25 protein-coding genes and 1 other annotated feature (1 of these 26 only partly in view) are annotated in these 24,010 nt (G+C 41.6%); of the genes, 5 read left to right on the plus strand and 20 right to left on the minus strand.

Features of this window, described 5'->3' with window-relative positions:
* Positions 1 to 16: a binding site (T-box leader), on the minus strand; it reaches 193 nt to the left of the window's first position.
* A gap of 27 nt (positions 17 to 43) precedes the next feature.
* From tpx to ezrA, 4 genes are all read right to left on the minus strand, one after another.
* Positions 44 to 553 (minus strand): thiol peroxidase, encoded by a 510-nt coding sequence (tpx, locus tag FD12_RS09995; RefSeq protein WP_054746548.1) that lies wholly within the window; start codon positions 551 to 553, stop codon positions 44 to 46.
* 81 nt (positions 554 to 634) lie between these two features.
* Entirely contained in the window at positions 635 to 1,852 is a 1,218-nt protein-coding gene (gene thiI / locus FD12_RS10000) for a tRNA uracil 4-sulfurtransferase ThiI (RefSeq protein ID WP_056982948.1), read from the minus strand.
* Between the two features lie 8 nt (positions 1,853 to 1,860).
* Positions 1,861 to 3,006 (minus strand): cysteine desulfurase family protein, encoded by a 1,146-nt coding sequence (locus FD12_RS10005; RefSeq protein WP_056982950.1) that lies wholly within the window; start codon positions 3,004 to 3,006, stop codon positions 1,861 to 1,863.
* Positions 3,007 to 3,208: 202 nt separating this feature from the next.
* Positions 3,209 to 4,942: a septation ring formation regulator EzrA gene (gene ezrA / locus FD12_RS10010; RefSeq protein WP_056982951.1), complete on the minus strand. Its 1,734-nt coding sequence runs from the start codon at positions 4,940 to 4,942 to the stop codon at positions 3,209 to 3,211.
* 163 nt (positions 4,943 to 5,105) lie between these two features.
* Here ezrA and FD12_RS10015 point away from each other — a divergent pair, with 163 nt between their 5' ends.
* The 5 genes from FD12_RS10015 (at position 5,106) to FD12_RS10035 (ending at position 8,614) form a co-directional block, all read left to right on the plus strand.
* Positions 5,106 to 5,570: a GAF domain-containing protein gene (locus tag FD12_RS10015; protein WP_056982953.1), complete on the plus strand. Its 465-nt coding sequence runs from the start codon at positions 5,106 to 5,108 to the stop codon at positions 5,568 to 5,570.
* Between the two features lie 191 nt (positions 5,571 to 5,761).
* The gene (gene rpsD / locus FD12_RS10020; protein ID WP_054746547.1) at positions 5,762 to 6,373 is read left to right on the plus strand and encodes a 30S ribosomal protein S4; all 612 of its coding nucleotides are present in this window, start codon (positions 5,762 to 5,764) and stop codon (positions 6,371 to 6,373) included.
* Positions 6,374 to 6,476: 103 nt separating this feature from the next.
* Complete coding sequence (locus tag FD12_RS10025) at positions 6,477 to 7,754, plus strand: replication-associated recombination protein A (RefSeq protein ID WP_056982956.1); 1,278 nt, start codon at positions 6,477 to 6,479, stop codon at positions 7,752 to 7,754.
* Positions 7,755 to 7,767: 13 nt separating this feature from the next.
* Positions 7,768 to 8,061 (plus strand): hypothetical protein, encoded by a 294-nt coding sequence (locus FD12_RS10030; RefSeq protein ID WP_054746545.1) that lies wholly within the window; start codon positions 7,768 to 7,770, stop codon positions 8,059 to 8,061.
* A 73-nt stretch (positions 8,062 to 8,134) separates the two neighbouring features.
* Complete coding sequence (locus FD12_RS10035; RefSeq protein ID WP_056982958.1) at positions 8,135 to 8,614, plus strand: universal stress protein; 480 nt, start codon at positions 8,135 to 8,137, stop codon at positions 8,612 to 8,614.
* 324 nt (positions 8,615 to 8,938) lie between these two features.
* Here FD12_RS10035 and FD12_RS10040 read toward each other — a convergent pair whose 3' ends face one another.
* The 16 genes from FD12_RS10040 to FD12_RS10115 form a co-directional block, all read right to left on the minus strand.
* Complete coding sequence (locus FD12_RS10040; protein WP_056982961.1) at positions 8,939 to 9,850, minus strand: helix-turn-helix domain-containing protein; 912 nt, start codon at positions 9,848 to 9,850, stop codon at positions 8,939 to 8,941.
* A gap of 110 nt (positions 9,851 to 9,960) precedes the next feature.
* On the minus strand, positions 9,961 to 10,506 hold the full coding sequence (locus tag FD12_RS10045) for a DNA-3-methyladenine glycosylase I (RefSeq protein ID WP_082622237.1): 546 nt from the start codon (positions 10,504 to 10,506) through the stop codon (positions 9,961 to 9,963).
* Between the two features lie 47 nt (positions 10,507 to 10,553).
* A complete protein-coding gene (locus FD12_RS10050; protein WP_082622238.1) occupies positions 10,554 to 12,059 on the minus strand; it encodes a glycerophosphodiester phosphodiesterase family protein in 1,506 nt (501 codons plus the stop codon).
* Positions 12,060 to 12,136: 77 nt separating this feature from the next.
* Positions 12,137 to 13,270, minus strand: a complete 1,134-nt coding sequence (locus tag FD12_RS10055; RefSeq protein WP_056982965.1) for a D-alanine--D-alanine ligase family protein — start codon at positions 13,268 to 13,270, stop codon at positions 12,137 to 12,139.
* A 107-nt stretch (positions 13,271 to 13,377) separates the two neighbouring features.
* Positions 13,378 to 14,148: a hypothetical protein gene (locus tag FD12_RS10060; RefSeq protein ID WP_054746541.1), complete on the minus strand. Its 771-nt coding sequence runs from the start codon at positions 14,146 to 14,148 to the stop codon at positions 13,378 to 13,380.
* Entirely contained in the window at positions 14,138 to 15,016 is an 879-nt protein-coding gene (locus tag FD12_RS10065; protein ID WP_056982967.1) for an ATP-binding cassette domain-containing protein, read from the minus strand. Before FD12_RS10065 ends, FD12_RS10060 begins: the two co-directional genes overlap by 11 nt.
* Positions 15,013 to 15,381 (minus strand): GntR family transcriptional regulator, encoded by a 369-nt coding sequence (locus tag FD12_RS10070; protein WP_054746540.1) that lies wholly within the window; start codon positions 15,379 to 15,381, stop codon positions 15,013 to 15,015. Before FD12_RS10070 ends, FD12_RS10065 begins: the two co-directional genes overlap by 4 nt.
* Before the next feature lie 32 nt (positions 15,382 to 15,413).
* Positions 15,414 to 17,243, minus strand: a complete 1,830-nt coding sequence (locus tag FD12_RS10075; protein WP_054746539.1) for an FtsX-like permease family protein — start codon at positions 17,241 to 17,243, stop codon at positions 15,414 to 15,416.
* A 21-nt stretch (positions 17,244 to 17,264) separates the two neighbouring features.
* The gene (locus FD12_RS10080) at positions 17,265 to 18,017 is read right to left on the minus strand and encodes an ABC transporter ATP-binding protein (protein WP_054746538.1); all 753 of its coding nucleotides are present in this window, start codon (positions 18,015 to 18,017) and stop codon (positions 17,265 to 17,267) included.
* A gap of 352 nt (positions 18,018 to 18,369) precedes the next feature.
* Positions 18,370 to 19,239 carry an SPFH domain-containing protein gene (locus tag FD12_RS10085; protein WP_056982969.1) on the minus strand — a complete coding sequence of 290 codons (870 nt, stop codon included), beginning with the start codon at positions 19,237 to 19,239 and terminating at the stop codon, positions 18,370 to 18,372.
* A 75-nt stretch (positions 19,240 to 19,314) separates the two neighbouring features.
* Positions 19,315 to 20,145, minus strand: a complete 831-nt coding sequence (locus FD12_RS10090; RefSeq protein ID WP_054746537.1) for a MetQ/NlpA family ABC transporter substrate-binding protein — start codon at positions 20,143 to 20,145, stop codon at positions 19,315 to 19,317.
* A gap of 15 nt (positions 20,146 to 20,160) precedes the next feature.
* Positions 20,161 to 20,856 carry a methionine ABC transporter permease gene (locus FD12_RS10095; protein ID WP_056982972.1) on the minus strand — a complete coding sequence of 232 codons (696 nt, stop codon included), beginning with the start codon at positions 20,854 to 20,856 and terminating at the stop codon, positions 20,161 to 20,163.
* Entirely contained in the window at positions 20,849 to 21,883 is a 1,035-nt protein-coding gene (locus FD12_RS10100; RefSeq protein WP_056982973.1) for a methionine ABC transporter ATP-binding protein, read from the minus strand. Before FD12_RS10100 ends, FD12_RS10095 begins: the two co-directional genes overlap by 8 nt.
* 346 nt (positions 21,884 to 22,229) lie before the next feature.
* The gene (locus FD12_RS10105; protein ID WP_054746536.1) at positions 22,230 to 22,526 is read right to left on the minus strand and encodes a glycine cleavage system H family protein; all 297 of its coding nucleotides are present in this window, start codon (positions 22,524 to 22,526) and stop codon (positions 22,230 to 22,232) included.
* A gap of 13 nt (positions 22,527 to 22,539) precedes the next feature.
* Positions 22,540 to 23,742: an FtsW/RodA/SpoVE family cell cycle protein gene (locus FD12_RS10110; RefSeq protein ID WP_056982974.1), complete on the minus strand. Its 1,203-nt coding sequence runs from the start codon at positions 23,740 to 23,742 to the stop codon at positions 22,540 to 22,542.
* Positions 23,743 to 23,768: 26 nt separating this feature from the next.
* Positions 23,769 to 23,993, minus strand: coding sequence for a DUF2969 domain-containing protein (locus tag FD12_RS10115; protein WP_054746535.1), 225 nt, complete (start codon positions 23,991 to 23,993; stop codon positions 23,769 to 23,771).
* Between the last annotated feature and the right edge of the window lie 17 nt (positions 23,994 to 24,010).

The following is a 24,010-nucleotide window of genomic DNA, read 5'->3' on the forward strand; positions in this document are numbered from 1 at the left end:
TGCTCAATGCTTTAATTTAACTCTAATCTTACCGAACTATTGACTAATCGTCAACACGCTTGGCAATTTTTCCTAAAGCGTTCAGTGCATCTTGATAATCGGGTTCATCGCCAATTTCCGGCACGATTTGTCGGTAGACAATCTTACCAGTTGCGTCCGTGATGAAAATCGTTCGGGCCAGTGCGCCAAAGTTAGGTAAATACAGCTTCATTGCATAACCCAATGAAAGATTTTCATCAGACAACATTTGTAAATTCTCGACACCCTGAGCGGCACACCAATCTTTTTGTTGCGCCACCGTGTTATTTGAGACAGTCAAAAAGTTAACGTCAGGATATTTGTCAGCCTCTTGATTGAACTTTCGGGTCTCAACTGAACAAACCGGCGTGTCAATATCTGGCACGGTTGATAGCAACGTGATCCGACCAATAATATCGGCTGTCTTCACCTTATTGCCATTGGCATCTTCCAGCTTAAACTTCGGCAGCTGTTCACCAACTTCCGGTGGGTTACCATACATATCTTCTTCTTTACCATTTATCGTGACTTGCATCAAGAACACTCCTTTGATGGTTAACTAATCTTACTGACTAATGTAGCCCAATCATCGCTAATGCGCAAGTATCTAAAATAATTATAATAACTCAGCAAAAACATCTTGGTCTTGATTCATGAACTCTTGACCAGCCTTGATATCGGTAATTTGAATGCCATCAATTGCTCGTTTCATTAAGCCTTCAACATCAATATAGCCTTCAAACTTCCGAGATTTCTCTAAGCTAGGACGCGTTTTGGGAGCTGGTGGTGTAAAAATCGTACAACAGTCTTCGAAAGGTAGAATGGATAAATCAAAGGTATTGATATCCTTGGAGATCTTAATAATATCCTCCTTGTCCATCGAAACCAACGGCCGCAAAACCGGCATTGTCGTTACGTCATTAATTGCCTGCATACTCTCCAGTGTCTGTGAAGCCACCTGACCCAGAGCCTCGCCAGTAAATACACCGCTGCAATGACGATTCTGAGTAATTTTAGCAGCAATCCGCAGCATCATCCGCCGTTGGATTGTCATCAAGTAACCCTCTGGAACCTTCTCTTTAATGGTTTCTTGCACTTCTGTAAATGGCACTTGAATAAATTGAATGTTACCCGAATACTTGGCCAAAACCGAGGTCAATTGCTTGGCCTTATTAAGGGCCTGCTCGCTGGTATATGGGGGGCTGTAAAAATGAATCATATCAATTTTAACGCCACGCTTCATTGCCAAATAAGTGGCAACTGGAGAGTCGATCCCACCTGAAAGCATCATCGTTGCCCGGCCACCGGTACCAACTGGTAACCCACCTGCGCCATGAATAATTTCTGAGGAAATGAAGGCACCATTCATCCGAATCTCGACGCGAATTGAAATATCCGGATGTTTGACGTCAACAGAAATCCCATCAATATTTGACAGTACATGATCACCTAAAATATTGTTAATCTGATTGGTATCATATTCAAAGCTCTTATCTTGCCTGCGAGTATTAATTTTAAAAGTGGCGCCAGGAGTGTACTGTTCTTGAGCCATTTGGAGGACCGTTTTTTTAATCACGTCCATGTCCTTATCAATCTGGACAGAAGGATAAAAGTTTTCAATTCCAAACACCCCTTGAAGGGCGGCAATCACTTGCTTGTCATTTTCATCATGCAACGCAACGTGCAATCGATCCCGTTGTGCTTTGACTTCCAATGTTGGGAATGGGTGCAAAACGGCCCGAACGTTTCTGCCAAGCTGCTTGATAAAGTCTTTTCGATTCTTACCCTTGGTTGAAAGTTCTCCGTAACGAACCATAATTTCTGTATAGTGCATAGCTGCTCCTAACTTAATTTGTCAAATTCTTCATACAACTGATCAAATACCTTAATGAATTGTTTGGCTTCTTCGAGAGTGTTCTGGTCACCTAGCGAAATTCTGACAGCACTGGTGGCAATATTTTCTGGAACATTCATGGCGTTTAAAGTGCCGGATTCATCATGACTCTTCGACGAACAGGCACTCGTCGTTGAGATAAAAATATTGTACTTCTCAAACGCATGCACGATTGTTTCGCCGCGGACTCCCTTGATTGCAAAACACAAAATGTGGGGAGCAAAGGTCGCATCATTCTTTGAAAAAATGACGACTTTATCAAATCGACTGATGTGATCGATGATGAGTTGCTTAATTTGCCGTTCTACCTTAATGGCAGCCGGCTCCTTTTCCAAGACAAGCCGTACTGCCTTAGCCATGGCGGCGATTCCAGGTAAATTCTCAGTTCCTGAACGTTGATTCTTTTCCTGACCACCGCCATTCATGAGTGGGGCGATCCGCCGACCTCGGCGACCATAAATGAAGCCGGTTCCCCGTGGGGCGTGAAATTTATGCCCAGAAAAGGCAACAAAATCCACGCGATCGTTAAAGATCATCTCTTGAATCCCTTTAGCCAAACCTTGGACAGCATCAATGTGAAAATGAATCTTCGGATAATTTTTTAATAATTCTCCAGCGGCTTGGATGGGTTCAATTGTGCCAATTTCATTGTTAATGGCCATGATAGATACCAAGATTGTGTCGGGACGAATTGCCTGCTTCAAATCGTCAATTGAAATTCGACCATTTTCATCAACTGGCAAATACGTAATCTCATAACCCAATTGCTTCAGCTGTTCCATTGAATTATGAACAGCCGCATGTTCAACAGAAGTGGTAATGATATGTTTTCCAAATTCCCGCTTGGCAATTGCCGTTCCTTTAATCACCCAATTGTCGCCTTCAGTGCCCCCACTCGTGAAATAGATTTCATCTGAATGGACATGCAATAAATCAGCGATTTGCTTCCGGGATTGTTCAAGCAAATTAAATGCTTGTTCACCAAAATTGTGAAGGCTGGAGGGATTCCCCCAAACCTTCTCACTCACCTTATTGTATGTGTCAAGTACTTCTGGCAGTGCTTGGGTTGTTGCACTATTGTCAAAATAAATCATTTGAAACCTTCTTCTCTAATTTATTGGTTCGACTCCAACAAATATAACTCTCATGATGATACACCCAAAGTGGGCTTGGAACAAGCCAGGTGTGCCCTAACTTTTAGTAATCACCACTGATCACCAGCTTATTTGGAATTAAAAAGGGACTCCTGATTAATAAACATTTCACCAGGGTCCCTCACATCTAGATCATCAGTTGTTAATGATCATCATTTTTCTTTGTTGATCCAACTCGCTTTTTGGCCGCAAAATAGTCGTCCCGGATCTTCGTAAACATCCCGGATGACTGCTTTTCAAGCGCTTTTGAAATCGTATCCAGACTCTTTTGATAGTCATACTTTTGATCAAAATAGAGCCGGGCCTGCTTGTTGGCAGCGGCGATTTCTGGGCTGGAGCTAACAAACCGATTGGCATACTGAATGGTCTGTTCAGCCAATGTTGCATTGTCAATCAGCTTATTTGTCTTATCATCCAATGTATCCATGTCTGACTGAATAATGATCACTTGCTTGGAAATATCGTCCATGTCAATTTGTGGTTTGCTCATTGCATCATTTAAATGATTGATTTCCCGGATAACTGCCGCAAAGGCGTCTTGGTAGTCATCAGAAAGTCCTGGCAAATTATGATTGTCAATTCGCCGCTTTTTGTTGCGCATTTCCAGATCAAATTTGGCAAGTGAACTGCGAGCCTGCTTTTCTTTGCTTGGCAATTGAATTGTTGACTGAAATAACTCTTTCTGTAACGCTTCAATTTGGCCAAGATCTTTCATCATTTTTTGTTGCTCCTGGTCAATCACTGAAAAAACAGCTTGGCCGGTCTTGATTGCTTGGGTTTGCTTGGCATACTGCTTTTCAATTGTAGCAATCTGTTGGTCATACTGATGGTTATTCTCAATTTCTTGGTGATTCAACACGTAACTTTTATTCAAGCTTTCCAGCCGGAGTGCCAAATCACTATTTTGCTTGCGGACATGGGCAATGTATTCGCCAATCACTTTGGTATTCTTCTCAACGTGCGGCCGGGCTTTCAGCTCAAGGTCAAGAGCGTCATATAAGTGATCGATTGCGTCGGCAACATCCTCAACTGACTTAGCAACCACATCGACGTCAAGATTTTCCAGCTGTTTGAGGCTGGCTTTAATCTGCGTACGAATCCGTTTGATTGTTTGTGGGAAGTGATCCTTTGGAAAGTTGTAATGCTTAGCTGTTAACTCCTTATAGCCAGTTTGAATTTCTTGAAGTTGATCGTTGAATTCTTTGGTCAGCATGGAATTCAACTTCGGAATCCGTTCCATATAAGACTCTAACTTTGAGGTTGAAGCATTTAAATCAGATAAGACTTCCTCAGCGCTGTTGGGATCCCCACTTTTAGTCAGCTGGGTAAATTCATCAAACGTCCCTTCGATATCAGCTAACATCTTCTCCAAATGATCGATGCTCGTCCCAAATGATTCATTTTTGTTCAGCAGTTCTTCACGAAGTCGCTTATATTTTTTCTCAAGCTCTTCAAGTGCCAGATGATGCTGCTTATTAAGATCATATAACTGGGCTAAGCCAGCCTGAATTTCTTTTAATTCGGAATTAGCGTCTTCAATTGCCTGGTTGGCGTTTTGCCAGTCATTTCTGGTCTTGATAAAATTAATCCCTTTGCCATCATCTTTAACCTCAGCAATCCCCTCATCAATGCTGGGCAACATTTGATTCTTGTAATGTTGGTATTTGTTATACAATTGATCATATTTTTTTTGCGATTCACCTGTTAAGTTAAGCTTTTTAGCAAGGGCAAATTCATCATCCAGCGGAATCTTATTCAGATCTCGTTTGTTCTCATAAACATCCGTTGCCATCTTGATCGTTCGTCGTTGATAAAATACAAATCCAAGATAACAAGCCCCAACCACCACAATAATTCCAATCAGCAAAGTAAGCATTCGATCCCATCCTTCAGAAATAAAGATATTAAATGACCATTAATATGGAAAAAATCCACAAAACAATATATTATGTATTAATAATTAATTAAAAGTGCTCTAACCTGAATTATATCATAGTAGATACGTTTCACCAGATTTTTTTAAAGTGAGGAAGGAACTTATGCAAAAAACAACTAATTTACTGAATCAACAACTGGATGCGTTATTAACCGGCGAAACGGATTTGACTGCGAACATGGCCAATGCGTCAGCTCTCCTAAATCAGTCACTCACAGACATTAATTGGGCCGGCTTTTATCGATATATGCCAGCCAACGACGAATTAATCCTGGGTCCCTTCCAAGGCAACGTTGCCTGCATGCACATTAAAAATGGCAGTGGGGTTTGTGGAACCGCATTAACTCAGAAAAAACCATTACGAGTGGCTGATGTGCATCAGTTTGCAGGCCACATTGCCTGTGATGCCAACTCACGTTCAGAGATCGTCATCCCATTGTTTAAAAATAAGCAGCCGATTGGCGTGTTGGATATCGATTCTCCCATCGTCGACCGTTTCACTGAGGATGACGAAGAGATACTCGCCGAATTTGCTGAGATATTCGTTAAACATGTTGACTTAGAATAGAATTCTTTATACAATGGTGGTTGTGTAAAATAACGCAGCAGTAGACGGTAAGCTCGTCAACATGTTGTTGCCATTTAATTGGTTCTGCAAGTAACTCAATCGGCTGCTTGAGCGAAAGAGCAAAGCAACATGCACGAATACTAAGTTTGCAACGGCTTATTTTACTCCAAAAAAATATTGGAGGATTACTTATGTCTAGATATACAGGTCCAAGTTGGAGAATTTCACGTCGTTTAGGAGTATCTTTATCAGGTACTGGTAAGGAACTCGATCGTCGTCCTTATGCTCCTGGTGATCACGGTCAAGGCCGTCGTTCAAAGCTTTCAGAATATGGTTTACAGTTACACGAAAAGCAAAAATTACGTTACATGTACGGACTTACTGAACGTCAATTTAGTAACTTATTCGTTCGTGCCGGTAAAATTCGTGAAGGTAAGCATGGTGTTAACTTTATGATTATGCTTGAAGAACGTTTGGATAACATGGTTTACCGTTTGGGTATGGCTACAACTCGTCGCCAAGCTCGTCAACTTGTAAATCATGGTCACATCACTGTTGATGGCAAGCGTGTTGATATTCCATCATACGAAGTTAAACCTGGTCAAGTAATCTCTGTTCGTGAGAAGTCTAAAGATCTCCAAGTTATCAAGGACGCTGTTGACGCTGTTGTGGGTCGTCCACAATACGTTAGCTTCGACGCTGATAAGCTTGAAGGCTCATTAGTTCGTCTCCCACAACGAGAAGAACTTGATGCTGAAATCGATGAATCACTTATTGTTGAATACTACAACAAGTTGGGTTAATTCATCACCAAGCGTTTTGCGATTGCAAAGCGCTTTTTTTTATGCCCTCTTTTACTGATATAATGGTTAAGAGTCATTTTTGTTATCACTTAGGAGGTATCTTATGCAACAACCGTTAGCCTATCGAATGCGGCCAACTAAAATTGAAGATATCGTTGGGCAACAAGATTTGGTTGGCCCTGGAAAAATTATCAGCCGAATGGTTAAAGCCAAAATGTTGTCCTCAATGATCTTATATGGTCCCCCCGGCACTGGAAAAACGAGTATTGCCAGTGCCATTGCCGGTTCAACTAAGTACGCATTTCGAATGTTAAATGCGGCCACAGATACCAAAAAGGATCTTCAAATCGTGGCCGAGGAAGCCAAAATGAGCGGGACCGTTGTGTTACTACTGGATGAAATTCATCGGCTCGATAAAACCAAACAGGATTTCTTATTGCCATTATTGGAAAATGGTTCAATCATCCTGATTGGGGCGACCACTGAAAATCCCTATATCAATATCAATCCGGCCATTAGAAGTCGAGCTCAAATTTTTGAAGTTCATCCTCTATCTCCTGCCGATATTGAGCAAGCCCTTCATCGTGCACTGACCGACACTGACAACGGTCTTGGCAACTTCAAGGTAGAGATTGACGATGACGCCCTTAAATTCCTCTCAACGGCAACTAACGGTGATCTGCGAAGTTCGTTAAACGCACTCGAATTGGCAGTTAAGTCAACGGAGCCAAATAAGGACGCTAAAATACACATCACTCGACCAATTGTCGAAGAATGTTTGCAACGAAAGGCACTGAGTTCAGATAAAGATGGTGACGCCCACTATGATGTGATTTCCGCATTTCAAAAATCCATTCGAGGATCGGATACCGATGCGGCCCTTCACTATGCCAGCCGATTAATTGAATCTGGTGATTTGATCTCATTAATCCGGCGGTTACTCGTCATTGCGTATGAAGATGTCGGTTTGGCAAATCCTGGTGCTTGTGAACGAACCGTTGAGGCGACCACTGCCGCAAAGCAATTGGGTCTCCCTGAAGCGCGGATTCCTCTGGCAAATGCCATCATCGAACTCTGCTTAAGCCCTAAGTCCAATTCAGCCATGACGGCAATTGACAGCGCGTTGGAAGATGTTCGTTCCGGCAACTATGGGGATGTCCCTCTCCACTTAAAAGACGCCCACTACAAAGGTGCCGCCAAATTAGGTCGTGGGGTCGAATACAAATACCCGCATGATTTCCCTAATGATTGGGTCAAGCAACAATATCTCCCAGATAAAATCAAGAATGCCCAGTACTATCGGCCAAAGAGCAATGGTCGGATTGAAACAGCTTTTAAAGAACAATACAAAAAACTACGCCAGTCTGCTGGCCGAAAATAATTTGGAGTAAAAAATGATTATTAATTTGTTAGTCGTCGTGGTTATCATCATCGCGGCATTTATCGCCTACTATTTACTATCCCACCTGAATCAAAAATTATTTGGCATCAACGTTTCCGAGAATAAACGCATGAGCTCGGCCGCAAAAACGGGTGGCATCACATTTATCATTGTTGCCATTCTGGGTGTTGTCGCCTTGTTCTGGCAAAATGATATTTTTACCTTGGTCATGCTGCTTTGCGGGACTGCCGCCGGAACGATTTTAGAGGCAGTTATCATGAATATTATCAACCATCCCAATCGCTAGCATATTTATTTCTTTGTATTTTAGAAAAAATAACGTACAATTAAGATAAATAGATGAATGTGGGGTGGGTACAATGTTACAACAATACAAACAAATTCTAGTTCCCGTTGATGGTTCATACGAAGCGGAATTAGCTTTCAAAAAAGGCGTTGCAGTTGCGAAACGAAATGATGCATCACTTCACCTTGTTCACGTTGTTGATACCAGGGCTTTCCAAAACATTTCCAGCTTTGATACCTCAATGGTCGAACAAGTGACTGATACTGCCAAACAAACACTAGACAAGTACATTGATGAAGCTAAACAAGCTGGCATCAAGGACGTTGACTACTCAATTGAATATGGCGCACCAAAGACGGTAATTGCACGTGATTTGCCACAGAATCTAAACATCGATTTAATCATGATTGGCGCAACCGGTTTAAATGCCGTTGAACGATTATTGATTGGTTCAGTAACTGAGTACGTGACTAGAACCGCAATTTGTGATGTGTTAGTTGTCCGAACCGATTTGGATAATAAGCCAGCCAAGAACCCTAGTAAACGAGTTTAGGGGATGAGTTGAGGTGGCCAATGTCGGTTGATTGGAATCATGAGGATCAGCCATTTGAATTTGAATTTTAATGATTCCGGTTTGACAGATAAGCCATGATTTTCAAAACACCATTCAGCAAAAAATCTCAGGCCCAAATAGGGCTGAGATTTATATCAATTTTCAATCCGTAATCATCCGCTTGGATCGCCGTAGCCACCTAGATAAAAGCTGCGTCAAACGGCTGATCTTGGCCATTTAACGAAGAGGACCAACTATTCCAAAATCAGGAATAGTTGGTCCTCTTCGCTAAATTCTGAGATCAAAACGCCGATTGTCGCAGTCTCATTTAATGAGTGTCGGTAATCCTTCGGTTTTAGCCAATTCCTGCTTAACCGTTTCGACGATATGAGCCTGGTTATGCTTAATGATTTTTTCTGACAGTTCCGTGTTTCCCCGTAATTGGGAGATAAAAAAGGCTGCAAATTGCTTCATTGTTCCACAAACAACCCGCCCTTTTGCATAATAACATTTGGATTCCTGCTCAGCTAAAATATCTAACTTATAAATTAAATCAGCTTGCGTGAGTTTAACTGAAATATCCTTAATTAATTCGAGCGCGCAATCATAATTCTCAATATCCAGATACAAGCCAATAATTCTGACATACAAATCAACAATTGCAAAGAAATCCTGCTTTTCGTCACTCTTGAGCTTTTTTAGGATTTCGGTACTAACTTCAATATATTCTTGTGCTCGCGATGGCTTACCCTGATTCTGATAAGCAAGACCAAGCCCCAAGTTGGCCCAAGCTTGATAAAAAGTATAATCAGTGGCTGAATACCGCGTTAACATAACGTTGAAATTGTAAATGGCTTCATTCATGTCATCATCAATGAATAAATTGATGTACCCGAGATAACAGGAATAACGGCCGCGAGATGCTTTGCTGGTCAACTTTTCAAAAGATATTTGCTTAATGAATTGACTCGCCTCTTGGAACCGATTGTAACGCATGCTTTCATCAATCAGCGAAAATAATTTGTCACCATATTCAGGATTGCTGGTCACCTGCGTTAAATCCAATTTTAATCGGTCGCACACCTTACATAAAATTTCGAAACTGGAACAATTATTCTGTGTTTCAATCCCGCTGATGGTTGCTTGCGTACAAATGCCTTCAGCAAGTTGAGCTTGAGACAGCCCCTTTTGTTTCCTAGCTTTTCTAATCATCGATCCGGAAATTTTCATAGTCATATCTAACTTTTACCCCCGATTTTAAAGTTGATGCGCTGACTACACAACCTAAATATCATATTATATTCACATGCAGATATCAACCAAAATTTCACAATATCAGCCAAAAATCACGACCGGAATCTGCATTGGAGAATATGATCATTAACCACGCCGACCGCCTGCAAATAGCTATAAACCGTAACCGGTCCAATCCGTTTCAAGCCCATTTTTTTGAAGCTATTCACAAACTGTTTAGTGAACTCGTGAAAATCTGGAACAGGATCTGATTCCGACAACAGGTGATCCAGTTGCATATAATTCACAGGCCCCCAGGTATTATCAATAAACTGTTGCGGATTTTGTTGAATCACTTTTGCATTATGAATCATCCCGGCAATCTTCGAGTGATTTCTGATAATCTTTGGATTCTCGCATAACCGGGCAACATCTTGATCAGTCAAGCCAGCGAGATAATCAATTGAAAAGTGATGGAAGGCCTCATTCATGCCATCTTCAAATTTAAGAACCGTCTGAAATGCTAATCCGGCCTGCATCGTTTCGAGACAAAAGCTACGGAAAAGCTCATTTAACTCCTTGGTTGGTTTGCCCCAAATTGTATCATGATAAATCATCAATTCTGGGCTCTTGGTCGCCCAGGCACATCGTTTTGTCATATTAAATCGCACCTCCTATATAGGAAATACGTAAAAGAGGGGCAAAATTATAGATAATCCAATAAATAATTTAATAAGAGAACCCAACGATCACGATCTAAGTTGATCTTCAAGTGGGCTAGTTTTTGTGCTTGATCTGTTACTTGGCCATTAACGCCCATAATTGCCGACCGGAACATCCCCAACCGGCTATTATCCGTCCACGTATAAATTTGCCGTTGATCGATATCGGCAGACCGAATAAGATAGTTACTCACCGTATAATGTTCTAACGTGTAAAAATTAACGTTCAGTTTGGACATATCACCAAAGTTCAACATTGTGACCAGCCCAATTTGGGTATGCGGCAGTTGGCGTTTAATTTGGCGAAGATAGGCGTAACCGATTGAATGGACGCGATGAGGTAACCGCTGCAGTCCGGCACGATATTGATCAGCAAACCTCGTTCCCATTTGTTTATCAGATTGGTTGGTCACTTTTAGTTCAATAATCAAGGGTTGGTGTAATCGATTGGCGATTTTTAAATAATCACCAAAAAGTTCAACATGATGGTATTTTTTTACGGTTTTAAGGCTTAACGTATTGATCTCTTGCGGACGTTTATGAGGAATCGAAACAGTATCATCATGGGCGCAAATAAAATGGTGATCCTTGGTTTCTTGAATATCCATTTCAACGTATGGAAAATGAAACCGACTGTTCTTCTTCAATGCCGCAATCGTATTCCCGGTTCCGTTGTGATCAATAACGCCCCGGTGAACGATAATCGTTTGGGGTCGTGGCGGCCGACCATTGTTAACATTTGCGGCACCAATAACGGTAGTCAATAAGAGGCTAACCCCACCAAATACCCACAACCGGCCAGACTTCCAATCAAAGTGAATCGAACTTGAAAACAATCTCAACATTGTTTTCAGCTCAACTATCGGCACCACAAAATTGATCAGCCCCTTGGAAATGAACCAAATTGTCTGATTTGATATCAGATGGTTGAAAGCGGTTATGCCGGTGATGATCGCAAAAACAGCGACCACCATTTCGAGGATTGCCAGCCAAGATCTAACCAGATCGCCAAAGGAGCCATCACGCCATGCTAATTTGAGGGTTCTAATAAAACCAGCTTCATCCCCTGAAAGTAAAAGAACTAAAAACTTACGAATTCTCAGCGTCAGTCCCAGCGCCAACAGGTAAAGAATCATCAAAGAAATGACGATCACCTGGCGATTAACCGTAATCCAGGTAAACATTGCCCCCGAAACTGGAATTGCGGCTTTGATAAAATTGGTGAACCCAAACAGCCCCAGTGGCAACCAAAGAATTGCCAGCCAAATAACCGCTAAGTAGAGACCAATCAATTTCTTTGATGTGAGTTTAAGTTGATTAAACCCTCTTGGTAAGCTGATAAATATGACTGAACCCAACATCCCAACAAAGATTAACAGCAAGATCATCAACAGCCAGCTACTGTGAAGGCCGTTTTGGATCCATTTGAGCATGGTCATGATGCAAACAAATAATATTATTAAGAAAGGTACTCGTCGATCACTATTCATATTCCCATCCCATATAAAAGGCTGGTCGCGATCAAACCAAATGTTTCATCGTCGGCCAGCCTCATTTATTCAACTTATTAATTCTTTTTGATGATCTGGTCTTTTGGATCCAATGGTTTGAAATCGTATAAGATTTTACTTTGACGTTCAAATTCCTCGATTGCCAATTGAATCAAACGATCAATCAATTCAGTGTAGGAGATTCCAGAAGCAGCAAATAACTGTGGATACAAGCTAATGTTGGTGAATCCAGGCAACGTGTTGACTTCACTGACATACGGAACGCTATCCTGAGAAACAAGGTAGTCGATTCGAGCCATCCCTTTTAGCCCCAAAGCGCGATAAGTCTCCAATCCCATCTCGGTGATTTCTTCAGCTAATCGGTCGGAAATATCAACGGGAACATCAAACTCCACATGACTTGCATCTACAAATTTGTTGTCATAAGTATAGAATGCATCACTTTTCGGCACTTTAATTGCCCCTACTTTAGAGACGATTGGGTGATGATTCCCCAGCACGGAAATTTCCAGTTCCTCAGGTCCTTCAATGGCTTCTTCGACCAGAACTTTGCTGTCATAACGGAAAGCATCGCGAACCCCTTCAAGATAATCGGCTTCATTTTCAACTTTGTGAATCCCCACCGAAGAGCCTTGATTAGCTGGCTTGACAAACAAAGTTTTGCCAAGCTCATCGCTCAACTTCTGATAAGTATATTGTTCACTGGTCATTGGCGTGATGACTTCATAATGCGTCGTTCGAACGCCAGCGAGCTGCAGGATTTTTTTGGTAATGTCTTTATCAAATGACATTGCGGATCCCAAGACGCCAGTGCCAACGTATGGCTTCTGAAGTAACCGTAATAATCCTTGAATCGTTCCGTCTTCACCTAAGTTACCATGAATAATTGGGAAGAAAACGTCGATATTTGACACTCCACCTAAATTAATCACGGGAGCAAGTGGGTTCTTATGATCCAGCTTTGCAAGTTCTTCTTTTGCCACAACATCTTCAGGTTCGCCGTTAAATACCCGTGCGGATGCCTCGTTACCTAAGATATAGCCGCTTTTAGTCATTAAGAAGAGACTCACTTTGTACTTATCTTTGTCCATAGCGTCAAAGATGTTGTGGGCTGATCGTTTGGAAACATCGTGCTCAGAAGAATTGCCACCAAAGATCAAGCCAACGTGTTGCTTTTTGTTCTTTGCCATGATTTCCACCCTATTCGTATATTCGTATAGTTTCCAGAAACTTAAGTATAACATGGAAACCGGTCACGGGATATATTGAAAACTGGTTTTTATTGGCTAATTAACTATTAGTCCCGCTTTAATTGCTTTCTGGCAAATAAGAACCGGGTGACGACAATCAAAATAGCGCCAAAAATGATTAACGAGATAATCAGGGCAAAGGGATTGTATGCACCACTGCTTTGGTATCCCAATACCAATTTCGCAAAATTGACCACCCAACTCATTCGGAATCGGTAATCAATCATCGCCTTAAAGATAAATAACAGAACAACCCCACCAGTAATTGGGGCAATAATTAAAATTAAGCGTTGCGCAACCTTTGAGAACAGCGTCAGAAAACTACCAATGACCATTCCAAGCAATGAGCCAACCGCCAGCATTAGAGCACTCATCACAAAGTTGAGCACCCCATTGACGAGGGGGTTCGAAAAGTAAGTATCATATACCCTCGTGAATAGATTAAAGGGCGCGTTATCGGTGATTGGCGACAGGAATAAATAGCCGTACAGTAAATTAAACGTATTCCCAATCAAAATTAGCAACCCATTAACGCTTAACTGCGCTTCAAAAAAGGTGCTTCTGGAAACGCCATTTTGAATGAGAAATTTGAAGTTCTCATATGACAACGTCGAGATCACGAAAATGTAAAATCCAAATACGGCCGAAACCGAGCCTCCCCGTAATTGATCCACAATTGAGAAGCTTGAAAGGGTTCCTGAGATGACCGACAACAGAAATGGTAAGATAATGATCAAGGCGATTAGCGTTAAATAAACCACCCCAATCAAGGGGAGCTGCTTCTTGAAAAGATATTTAATCACTTGCTTAGTTTTCATGTCGCTTGCTCCCCTCATATTGATTAGTTAAAAAGACAAAAAGTTTCTGGAGATCAAAATTAGACAGCTGAACGGTATCAGGTAACCGGCGATCATCCAGGTCGCCATAAACATAGTTAGCCCGGATATTTCCCATATCATCATGACCAACAACATTGAGCCCCTTCGTGTATTCTTCGACCTCATTTTTTTGGCCAACAACTGAATGAGTCTTTGCCAACACATCTTCAACCGGCTGATTTAAAATGATTCGACCCTGATCGAGAATAATCACGTCACTAATAATATTGGCAACCTCTTCAATTAAGTGAGTCGACAAAATAAATGTCCGTGGATTGTCAGCATAGGAATCAAGTAATTCTGTATAAAATAATTCTCGATGATTAGCATCCAATCCAAGAACCGGCTCATCCAATATGACAAATTTGACTGGCAGACACAGTGCAAGGATTAGCTTAAAGATTGAATTATAACCAGTCGATAATTTACCAAACTTTTGTCCCATATCAATTTTAAATTCGGCAATCATTTTGTCAGCTAATTTATGATTGAACCCACCATATATCAACTCACTGTCCTTAACAATCTGGGAAAGTTTCGCGCCATTTGGATACAAATCAACTTCACTCATTAAGTACATCAAGCCGAGCTTTGAATCATTGTCGGCAACGTTTTCTGAATCAATTTTAACTTCACCGGAACTGGGAAAAATCCGGTCGGTAATAATATTGAGCAATGTGCTTTTCCCAGCCCCATTGCGGCCCAAAAGCCCATAAATTTTATTTTCCTCAAAGGCTAAATTCACATCCGCAATGACACTTTTGGACCCATACGATTTGGAGACGTGACTTACTTCCAACATACTCATTGACTATAACCTCGTTTCACTAAATCTAGTAGCTCTTCTTCAGAAATATTCAGATTGCGCGCCTCACGAACCAAATTAACGATAAACGCGTCAAAGAAGCCATCGCGTTTAGCTTCTACTATCCGCTGTCTGGCTCCCTGCTTGACGAACATTCCTAATCCTCGCCGCTTTTCAATTAACTGCTTTGAAACGGCAATATTCATCCCTTTCAGGACAGTTGCCGGATTAATGTGGAACTCTTTTGAAATCTCGGTTGTCGATGGAATTTGTGCCCCTTCTTCAAACCCGCCAGAAGCAATTGCATCTTCAATCTGTTCGGCAACCTGACGATAAATCGGTTCTGAACTATTAAATTCAAATTGCATTCCGCATCGTCCCACCTTTTCTTTTCATCACGTTATTTCTCCACCTTTGTCTGAGGTACGACAATTTTGCTATAGATCATCACCGTAATCCCATAGTAGATTAGATAGAGAATACTAAACCCGAGAGCCGACCAGCCAAATGTTTGATAGGCGCCGTGTAACAGATTGGCCTTAATAAACATTTGTAAGCCAAAGGCCACGTCAATAATGCCTAACACAGCCGGAAGAATAAACAGTCCCAGGATCTGAACGGCAATGGAACGATTAAGAACGGATTTTCTGGCCCCAATCTTATTGAGCATCTCAAATCTGGTTTTATCACTGGCAGCTCCACTTAAAATCTTAAACATCAAGCAACTGGCCAGCATAGCTAGAAAGGCAATTCCAAGGAAAATGCCCATGAATTCCAAGCTCCCAAAGACACCCTTCAATAGTTGATAGGTTTCAAAGGCACCGCCGACTCCAAGCCCTTCACTCACCTTTTTACCGTACTGTCGAGTTTGGAGATTAGTAATCTTTGAAAGTGTTGTGGCAGCTGCATCCATGTCTTTTACCCGAACTAATAATAAAGTATTGGCCTTGGCATTAATTTGATTAAAGGTGGTATCAGAAACCAACCTAATCCGTAAGCTTCTGGTTAGCGGTGTCTGTAAATTATTAAGGCTGGCATAGGCTGTGGATGCGCGGTCTTTCAGTTGAGTCAGACTGGCATTATCAATCTTTGATTTTAACTGGGCCTGATTGGTAAAGTGAGCGTATTTGAATGGCTGAGCTTCAAACTGGCTTGCCCGATAATAAACGCTTTTGGTGCTGGGATCAACTTTTTGCTGGTAGGTGACCTGAGTCTTTCCGTCAATGCCGCCAACTAATGATTTCATTTTAGGAGATGGATTAGTCAGCCCAACCGCATAGGCATTGTTACCGGCGGCCATCATCGGCACCATTCGTTGAAAACCAATTCCAACTGTGATTGCCCCGAGTGCCAAAGCAAACAGTAACGAAACGACTGAAAGAATCTTTGTATAGTCACGAATTCTAAACTTTAACTGAGAAATCGTAAAGTTGTTAAGACCTTTGTAGCTGGTGTTTGAGCGTTGAACGGCTTCCAAAATCATGACAAAGAAGGAATTGAACACAAAATAGGTACCAAGGACAATGGTAATTAACCCAATCCCGATTGCCAACAGTTGAAGGTGATTAATATCATACATAGCGTAATAACCGATCGCCAGCAAGACTAATCCAACAACGGCTTGAACGAAAAGCGTCCGTTTCTTTGGATCTTTCCAGTCACTTTCTTGATTAGACCGTAACAGATTAAGAGCAGATGTCTTCATGAAAGTTCGGGCGTTGACCAAACCGGCGATTACAAACAACACCAAAAACAAGATCAAGGTTGACCACACGGCTGGCATATAAAAAGCAGAAAAGTTAGTTAATGGAACATGGATTTGGCTACTCAATAGGCCACTGAGTCCTTTTGTAAACCCAACTCCCAGGATAATGCCAACAAAAGTAGAAGCCAACCCAATCACTAAAGTTTCTAGAATAATTAACTTGCTGATGACCTTTGACTTGGCCCCCAGCATCATGAAGAGACCATAATCATGCTTTCTCATACTCATCAAAAAGTTGTTGGCATAGAACACATACACCAGGGTGATAATTGCCAACAGAATTGAGCCAAAGATGAAGACAAATTTGGCATTCTGACCGACCGGACTACTGGTGGTGAACTTATCATTGGTCGAGATGGCCTCGAACATATAGAAAATGGCAGTGGTGATCATCATGCCTGAAAATAGGACCAGGTAGTCTTTCCACCGAGATTTGACGCCTGATAATGAAATTTTAAATAACATAATGCACTCCTTAGAAGTTAATTATTGTTCAAAGGTTCCAAGCTTTTCGAGAATTTGTTGGTAGAACTCATTTCGACTCTTCCCGTCAGCATCAATTTCGTCGCCGATCTTGCCGTCTTTAATAAACAAAATTCGCTTACAGAAACTAGCTGAAAACGGATCATGAGTCACTAGGAGAATTGAGACCCCTTGTTGATTGATGTTCGTCAAGGTATCCAGGAGTTCCCGAGCATTGGTTGAATCAAGGGCACCGGTTGGCTCATCACCAAAAATAATTGATGGATTGGCAACCAAAGCTCTGGCAGCGGCCACTCGTTGCTTTTGACCACCTGACAGCTGAGTTGGATATTTGGATAACAGATCATCAATCCCTAATTTCTTGGCGGCTGCTTCAACTGACTGTTTCGTTTCGCCTGCTTTTTTATTTTGCAACGAAAGCGGCAAAGCAATATTTTCCTGAGCTGTCAAAGTTTCTAGCAAGTTAAAATCTTGGAAAATGAACCCTAATTTTTCTGAACGGAAATCTGACATTTGGTTAGCGGTTAAATTAGTCACATCTTTACCATCAATTTCAACAGATCCGCTGGTTGGCTGGTCTAAAGTTGCCATAATATTAAGTAAGGTGGTTTTCCCAGAACCGGAAGCACCCATGATCCCAACAAATTCACCTTGTTGGACGGAAAAGGTAATCCCTTTCAGTGCTTCGTATGGTTTGGGGCCGTTTTGGTCATATGTTTTATGCAAATCTTTTGTGCGTACGATTTCGGTTGTCATGATATTCCTCCTGCGTTGGTTGATTACTTATGTAACTAACTATATATGCAGAGCTATAAATTGTCAACACTACCAAATCAAATTGTAGCGGTCTTCTCTGTAAGAAGCCGTCATGACAATGATTATCTGACAAAAAATGGCCAGGTTGAGACATGGGTCGGCAAAGTGTTTGTAAATGCAACTTAACTTTCTGATAAAGCTTGTGACAAACGGCTGATCTCCGCCATTTAACAAAAAGGATCAACTATTCCAAAATCAGGAATAATTGATCCTTTCCGTTAAATGCTGGGATCAAATCGCCTTTCGTCTCAATCTCGTCGTTTAAATTAAATTGCCAACAAAGTGGTTGCCATTACTCTAGATTATCAGTATTAATGACGTTCTGGGTTCCTCGTTCGGTAATGATCGATACCAGGACATTATTAATCATTTGCATCCGTTTTTCATCAGTCACACTGGTTCCTAAATCGTGCTGCAACTGTGATACGGCATCTTCTGAAATGGCAACCGCTCCTTGGACAATAATCTTTCGGGCTGACAGAATGGCAGTGGCTTGTTGCCGTTGTAGCATTGCGTTGGCAATTTCCGTTGCGTAAGCCAAGTGCGTCAATCTGGTTTCAACAATTTCCAGACCGGCCACGTCCAACCGTGCCTGCAATTCCTTTTGAAGAGCTTTTGAGACCTCGGTTGAATTTCCTCGCAGCGTCAATTTATCCGTATCCTCATCGAAACTGTCATATGGGTATTGGCTTGCGATATGCCGAATCGCTGATTCACTTTGGATCTCCACAAATTGTTCATAATCTTCAACACTAAAAATTGCTTTGGCTGAATCAACGACTCGATAAACAATAACGGCCGCGATTTCAACTGGATTACCCTTTGAATCATTCACCTTAATAATTGAACTATTGAAATTACGCACCCGCAAAGAAATTGTCTGCTTGCCTGTTAAAGGCACCGTCATGAATAATCCGGACGTGCGGATTGTACCAATATATCGACCAAAAAAAGTGAGTACTTTTGCTTCATTTGGTTGGATAATTGTCAGTGAACTTGCGAATAATAAATCAAGAATGATTACAATACTACCTGAGATAACGGTCAATACCGAACTGGACTGGCTGCCATTCCATAACATGTAACCGCCCAAAATCAGCAGGATCAGAACACAAATCAATCCAATAAAGCCATTTACATGAAATACATTTTTTTCTTTCAAAAAAGCCGCCCCCTATATCAAATGATTTCGGTTACAAATCAAGTATATAGTGGTCGGCTCTTAATTGAAAGCGAATTACTTTACATTCTTAACTGGTAGAACGGCACCCTTGTAATGGTGGTAAATCCACTTTTGAGTACTCTTCGATTGAAGGGCTTTAACAAGCTTTTTAATGGCTGGCTTATTTTGGTCGCCCTTGCGAGTTGCAATAATATTGACATATGGTGAGCTGCTCTTTTCAATGGCGATTGAATCAGTTCGTGGATCCAAGCCAGCTTGAACAGCATAATTGGCATTAATGACAACCGCATCGCCTTCACCGTTCTTATAAATGGTTGGTAACAGCTTTGGTTCATAACTGTGCTTGAACTTCAAGTGACGAGGGTTTGACGCAATATCACTGAAATTAGCTGATGTAATATTGACACCCTTCTTGATTGTGATTAAACCGGCATCTTTAAACAATGTCAAAACTCGGCCATAATCGGGAGTATTACTGCTGACAATAATTGTGGCATTTTTCTTGAGATCTTGAAGCTTCTTAACTTTCTTAGAGAAAACGGCAATTGGCTCCAAATGAACCCCACCGGCATTCACTAAAGTACCATGATTTTCCTTGTTCCACTGATCCAAGAATGGCACATGCTGGAAGTAATTCGCATCCAGTTCACCATTTGCCAGCGCTTTATTAGGCATTACATAGTCTTGGAAGGTCGTGATTTTTAGCGTAACCCCTTCCTTTTTAAGTTGTGGCGCAACATGTCTCAAGATTTGAGCATGAGGAACTGCTGATGCACCAATTTTTAAGGTCGTTGTTTTCTTACTTTGACTGCTTGAGGAAGAACACCCAACTAACAACACCGCACTAAATAATACTGCAACTAAACTCAATAATTTCTTCTTCATACGAAAACCTCCAAATTATAATGTCCGTTTATCGGTCCACTTCACGAACCGGTCACCAACGAATTGAACAACAAAAACAAATAAACAAATAATAACCGTTCCAACTAACGTCACGGTGTTGTTATATGCTTGGAACCCTTCTTGGTAAACAAGGTTGCCAAGGCCACCAGCACCAATTGCCCCAGCCATGGCGGTATAGCCAATTAACGAAATTGTGGTCACCGTAGCGCCTGCAATCAACGCCGGTTTACTCTCGGGCAGCAACACCTTAGTAATCACACCCCAGGTTGTTGCTCCCATCGATTCAACGGCTTCGATAACCCCGGAATCCACTTCTCGGAAATACGACTCGACCATCCGAGCATAAAATGGGGCTGCAGAAACGATTAGGGACGGCAAGGCAGCTTTGGGTCCAATGATTGTCCCAACCAGGGTCTTGGATACCGGCAACAGCAAAATAATCAAAATAATATATGGAATTGACCTAAAAATATTAACCAGTAAACCCACGACCCAATTAATGACTTTAAAGCCCCAACCCGATTTGCTACGGGTTTCATAGAGAATGAGGCCTAAAATAATACCAAAAACAACCACGGCAACCATCGATAACAATGTCATCCAAATTGTTTCCCAAGTGGCCGACATCATTGCCGACCAATCCACATTATGGAATTGAAAATATGACTTAAGGCCGGTTGTATTACTCATGATGAATCACCTCGGTTCCAACTCTCATTTTTTTAAGGTACTCAAGCGCATCATTAATTTTGGCCTCGTCCCCAATAAATTGGAGATCCAACGATCCCAGTGCCCCTTCTTGGGTTTGATGGATGGCACCAGAAATAATACTGATTGTGAGATCCGGGTAACGTTTGATAACATCTGACACGATTGGCAGCTCTGCTTGCGGCCCGTGAAAGACTAACCGGATTAACTGCCCTTCAGGATACTTCTTTACCAATTCTTCCAAGGTCATCGTTGTATCACCCTTTTGGGTTGTGAATTCTTCGCTGACAAAGTTTTTGGTAACCTGTTGCTGTGGATGGCGGAAGACTTCAAACACTGTTCCGCTTTCAACCACTCGACCGCTATCCATTACTGCCACTTTGTCACATGTCTTCGCAATTGCATGCATCTCATGGGTAATCAAAAGGATGGTTAAGTTCATTTCTTTGTTGATCTTCAACAACAATTCCAATACTTCATTTGTCGTATCGGGATCCAGAGCACTCGTGGCTTCGTCAGAAATTAGAATTGTCGGTTCATTTGCCAGCGCGCGGGCAATGCCAACCCGTTGTTTCTGTCCACCTGATAATTCAGAGGGATAAGAATGCTCGCGGCCCTCTAAACCGACCAACTTGATTAACTCCTCAGCGCGTTGAACCCGCTTGGTTTTGGGAACCTTAGCAATCTCCAGTGGCAAGGCAACGTTATCGATTACTGTCCGTGACCATAACAGATTAAAATGCTGGAAGATCATGCCGATTTTTTGGCGTTGCTTTCGAAGGGCACTGCCATTTAACTTGGCAACATCAGTTCCATCGATATCGATCTCACCTGTCGAGGGAGCTTCCAGTCCATCCAGCATTCGGACTAATGTACTCTTACCTGCTCCGGAGTACCCGACAATCCCAAAAATCTCCCCATCATTAATCTCGATGTTTACATCATTAACGGCCGTTAACCCACCGTCTTTTGTACTATATTGTTTAGATACATCTTTAAATCGAATCATCGTTTTCACTCCTAAATATAAAAAAGCTTTCCGTCCATATTAGCAATTAATTAATTACTAACAAGGACGAAAAGCTTTTCGCGGTACCACCTTAGTTCATTATCGCTTCTCAACGATAATCTCTACGAGTATGAATCATACTCAACGAAATAATGGACGTCACCCATTATTGGCTCACTGACGCTCACCAACAATTATTTTGCCAAGACCATCTTCAAAAATCTTCACTGACTCCGTCTCACCATTAGGAGCTCTCTTTGCAGCTTCAATTAATTACTCATCTTGGATCTAATCTCTTACTCATTGAATCCTAGTTTACCTAGAAAAATATTAACCGTCAAGGAAATTATTTCTGAATTTTGGCAATCCATGATTTGTCCTTGGCAGATTCATTCAAAAGTGCTGGGTTGTCTTCAGCCTGTTTATTCACGGCGACAACGGTTCCGGCAACTGGACTCTCAATATCCGAAACAGCTTTATCTGCCTCAACATTCAGCAAGGTATCACTAGTTGTCAATTGATCGTTAACCTTTGGCAGAGAAACAAACGTAATGTTGCCAAGCTCATTTCGGCCTTCATCAGTTAAACCAATTGTTACAACCCCACTCTTGTCTTCTTCTGTCCAATAATAATTCTTGTCCATAATAATTTGCCCCTTAAGAAAATTCTTTATCTTCACCAAACATATAACTCTTATTGTGATATTGCATCGACATGATCAATCCAATCCCAATCATGTTTCCAATCAGCGCTGATCCCCCGGCACTAACGAATGGAAGTGGAATACCGGTTAATGGTAGTAAGCCAACGCTCATTCCCACATTTTCAAAAACATGGAAAAGGATCATCATAATCACGCCGGTTGAAATGTACGCATAAAAAACGTTTCTCGTGTCAAAAGTGACTTTAATCATCTGATAAATCAGCAAGAAATACAGTAAGATTAAAATACAACTACCGATAAAGCCGAAGTTCTCACCAATTACTGAAAAAATCATATCTGATTCACGAACTGGTACATATACATGCGATTGGTTGAACCCCGTGCCAAAAATGCCACCCGAACCGATGGCCTTCATGCTTTGCCACAGCTGATACCCCTGATTACTCGTATCAGCAGATGGATGAAGCCAGGTATCAACCCGTGAGAATTGATAGGCCTGAAAACCGACTTTTTCGAGGATTCGGCGGCCAGCTTCAGGAATAACGAGCGCCAGTGCAGTTCCGGCAACGCCAAAAATCGCTATCATTGACGGTAGAATAATCCGCCAAGTAATTCCTGAAACGATGATCAACCCACCTAAAATCGCAAAGAAGACCAACATAGTCCCAAAATCATTTTGCAGTTTTAATAAAATCGCAACCGGAATTGTCCAGAGGATCATTTTGCCCAACAGCAACCAATCACTCCGGACCGTTCTGATGGGATAATTATCATTATGCTGAACAATAACTCTCGCCATCATCAAAATGTATGCTGGCTTCATGACTTCTGAAGGCTGAAACGTTAATCCAAAAATGGAGAACCAACTTTTCGCCCCAGTATTAGCATAATAAGCCCGACTGTACAAAACTAAAACACTGGCTAGAAGGGCAATCCCACCCCAATACACAATTGGGGCCACTTTCCACAACTGCTCGGAATCAAACTGCATAATGACAACAACGGCCACAATTCCGATCACATACCAAACTAATTGGGAAATCACTTGTCTTAAAACGCTGGTAGCACTGGAATCATGGGTTGCGGCAACATAAATAGAAGCCAGCCCAATACAAGCCAACATTAAAACACAGAAGATTATTCCCCAGTCTATCCGGGATTGATCGTCTTTTGACGTCCTACGACTGGTATCCAAAATAGACCCTCCTTAAATTTTAAACTTTAATGATGAAGATGGAATTCCTTAATTAACAGCGTAACGCCCTCTTCGAAACTTTTCACGTGGAATTGTTCTTGATGGGTATTAACTGCTTCAAATTTATTGGCACTCACTTCTTTAAGTGTCCCAATCAACTTTTTGCCAATAAATAACTCAGAGATATTTTGGCCAGTTGAATCTGTGCGATCTTTAATTTCAACATTAATACTCTTGTTAGCTTTGCTCAATTCTATTCTCCTTGTTC

The sequence above is a fragment of the Lentilactobacillus rapi DSM 19907 = JCM 15042 genome, from assembly GCF_001436255.1.
In the GTDB taxonomy this organism is placed as follows: Bacteria; Bacillota; Bacilli; order Lactobacillales; family Lactobacillaceae; genus Lentilactobacillus; species Lentilactobacillus rapi.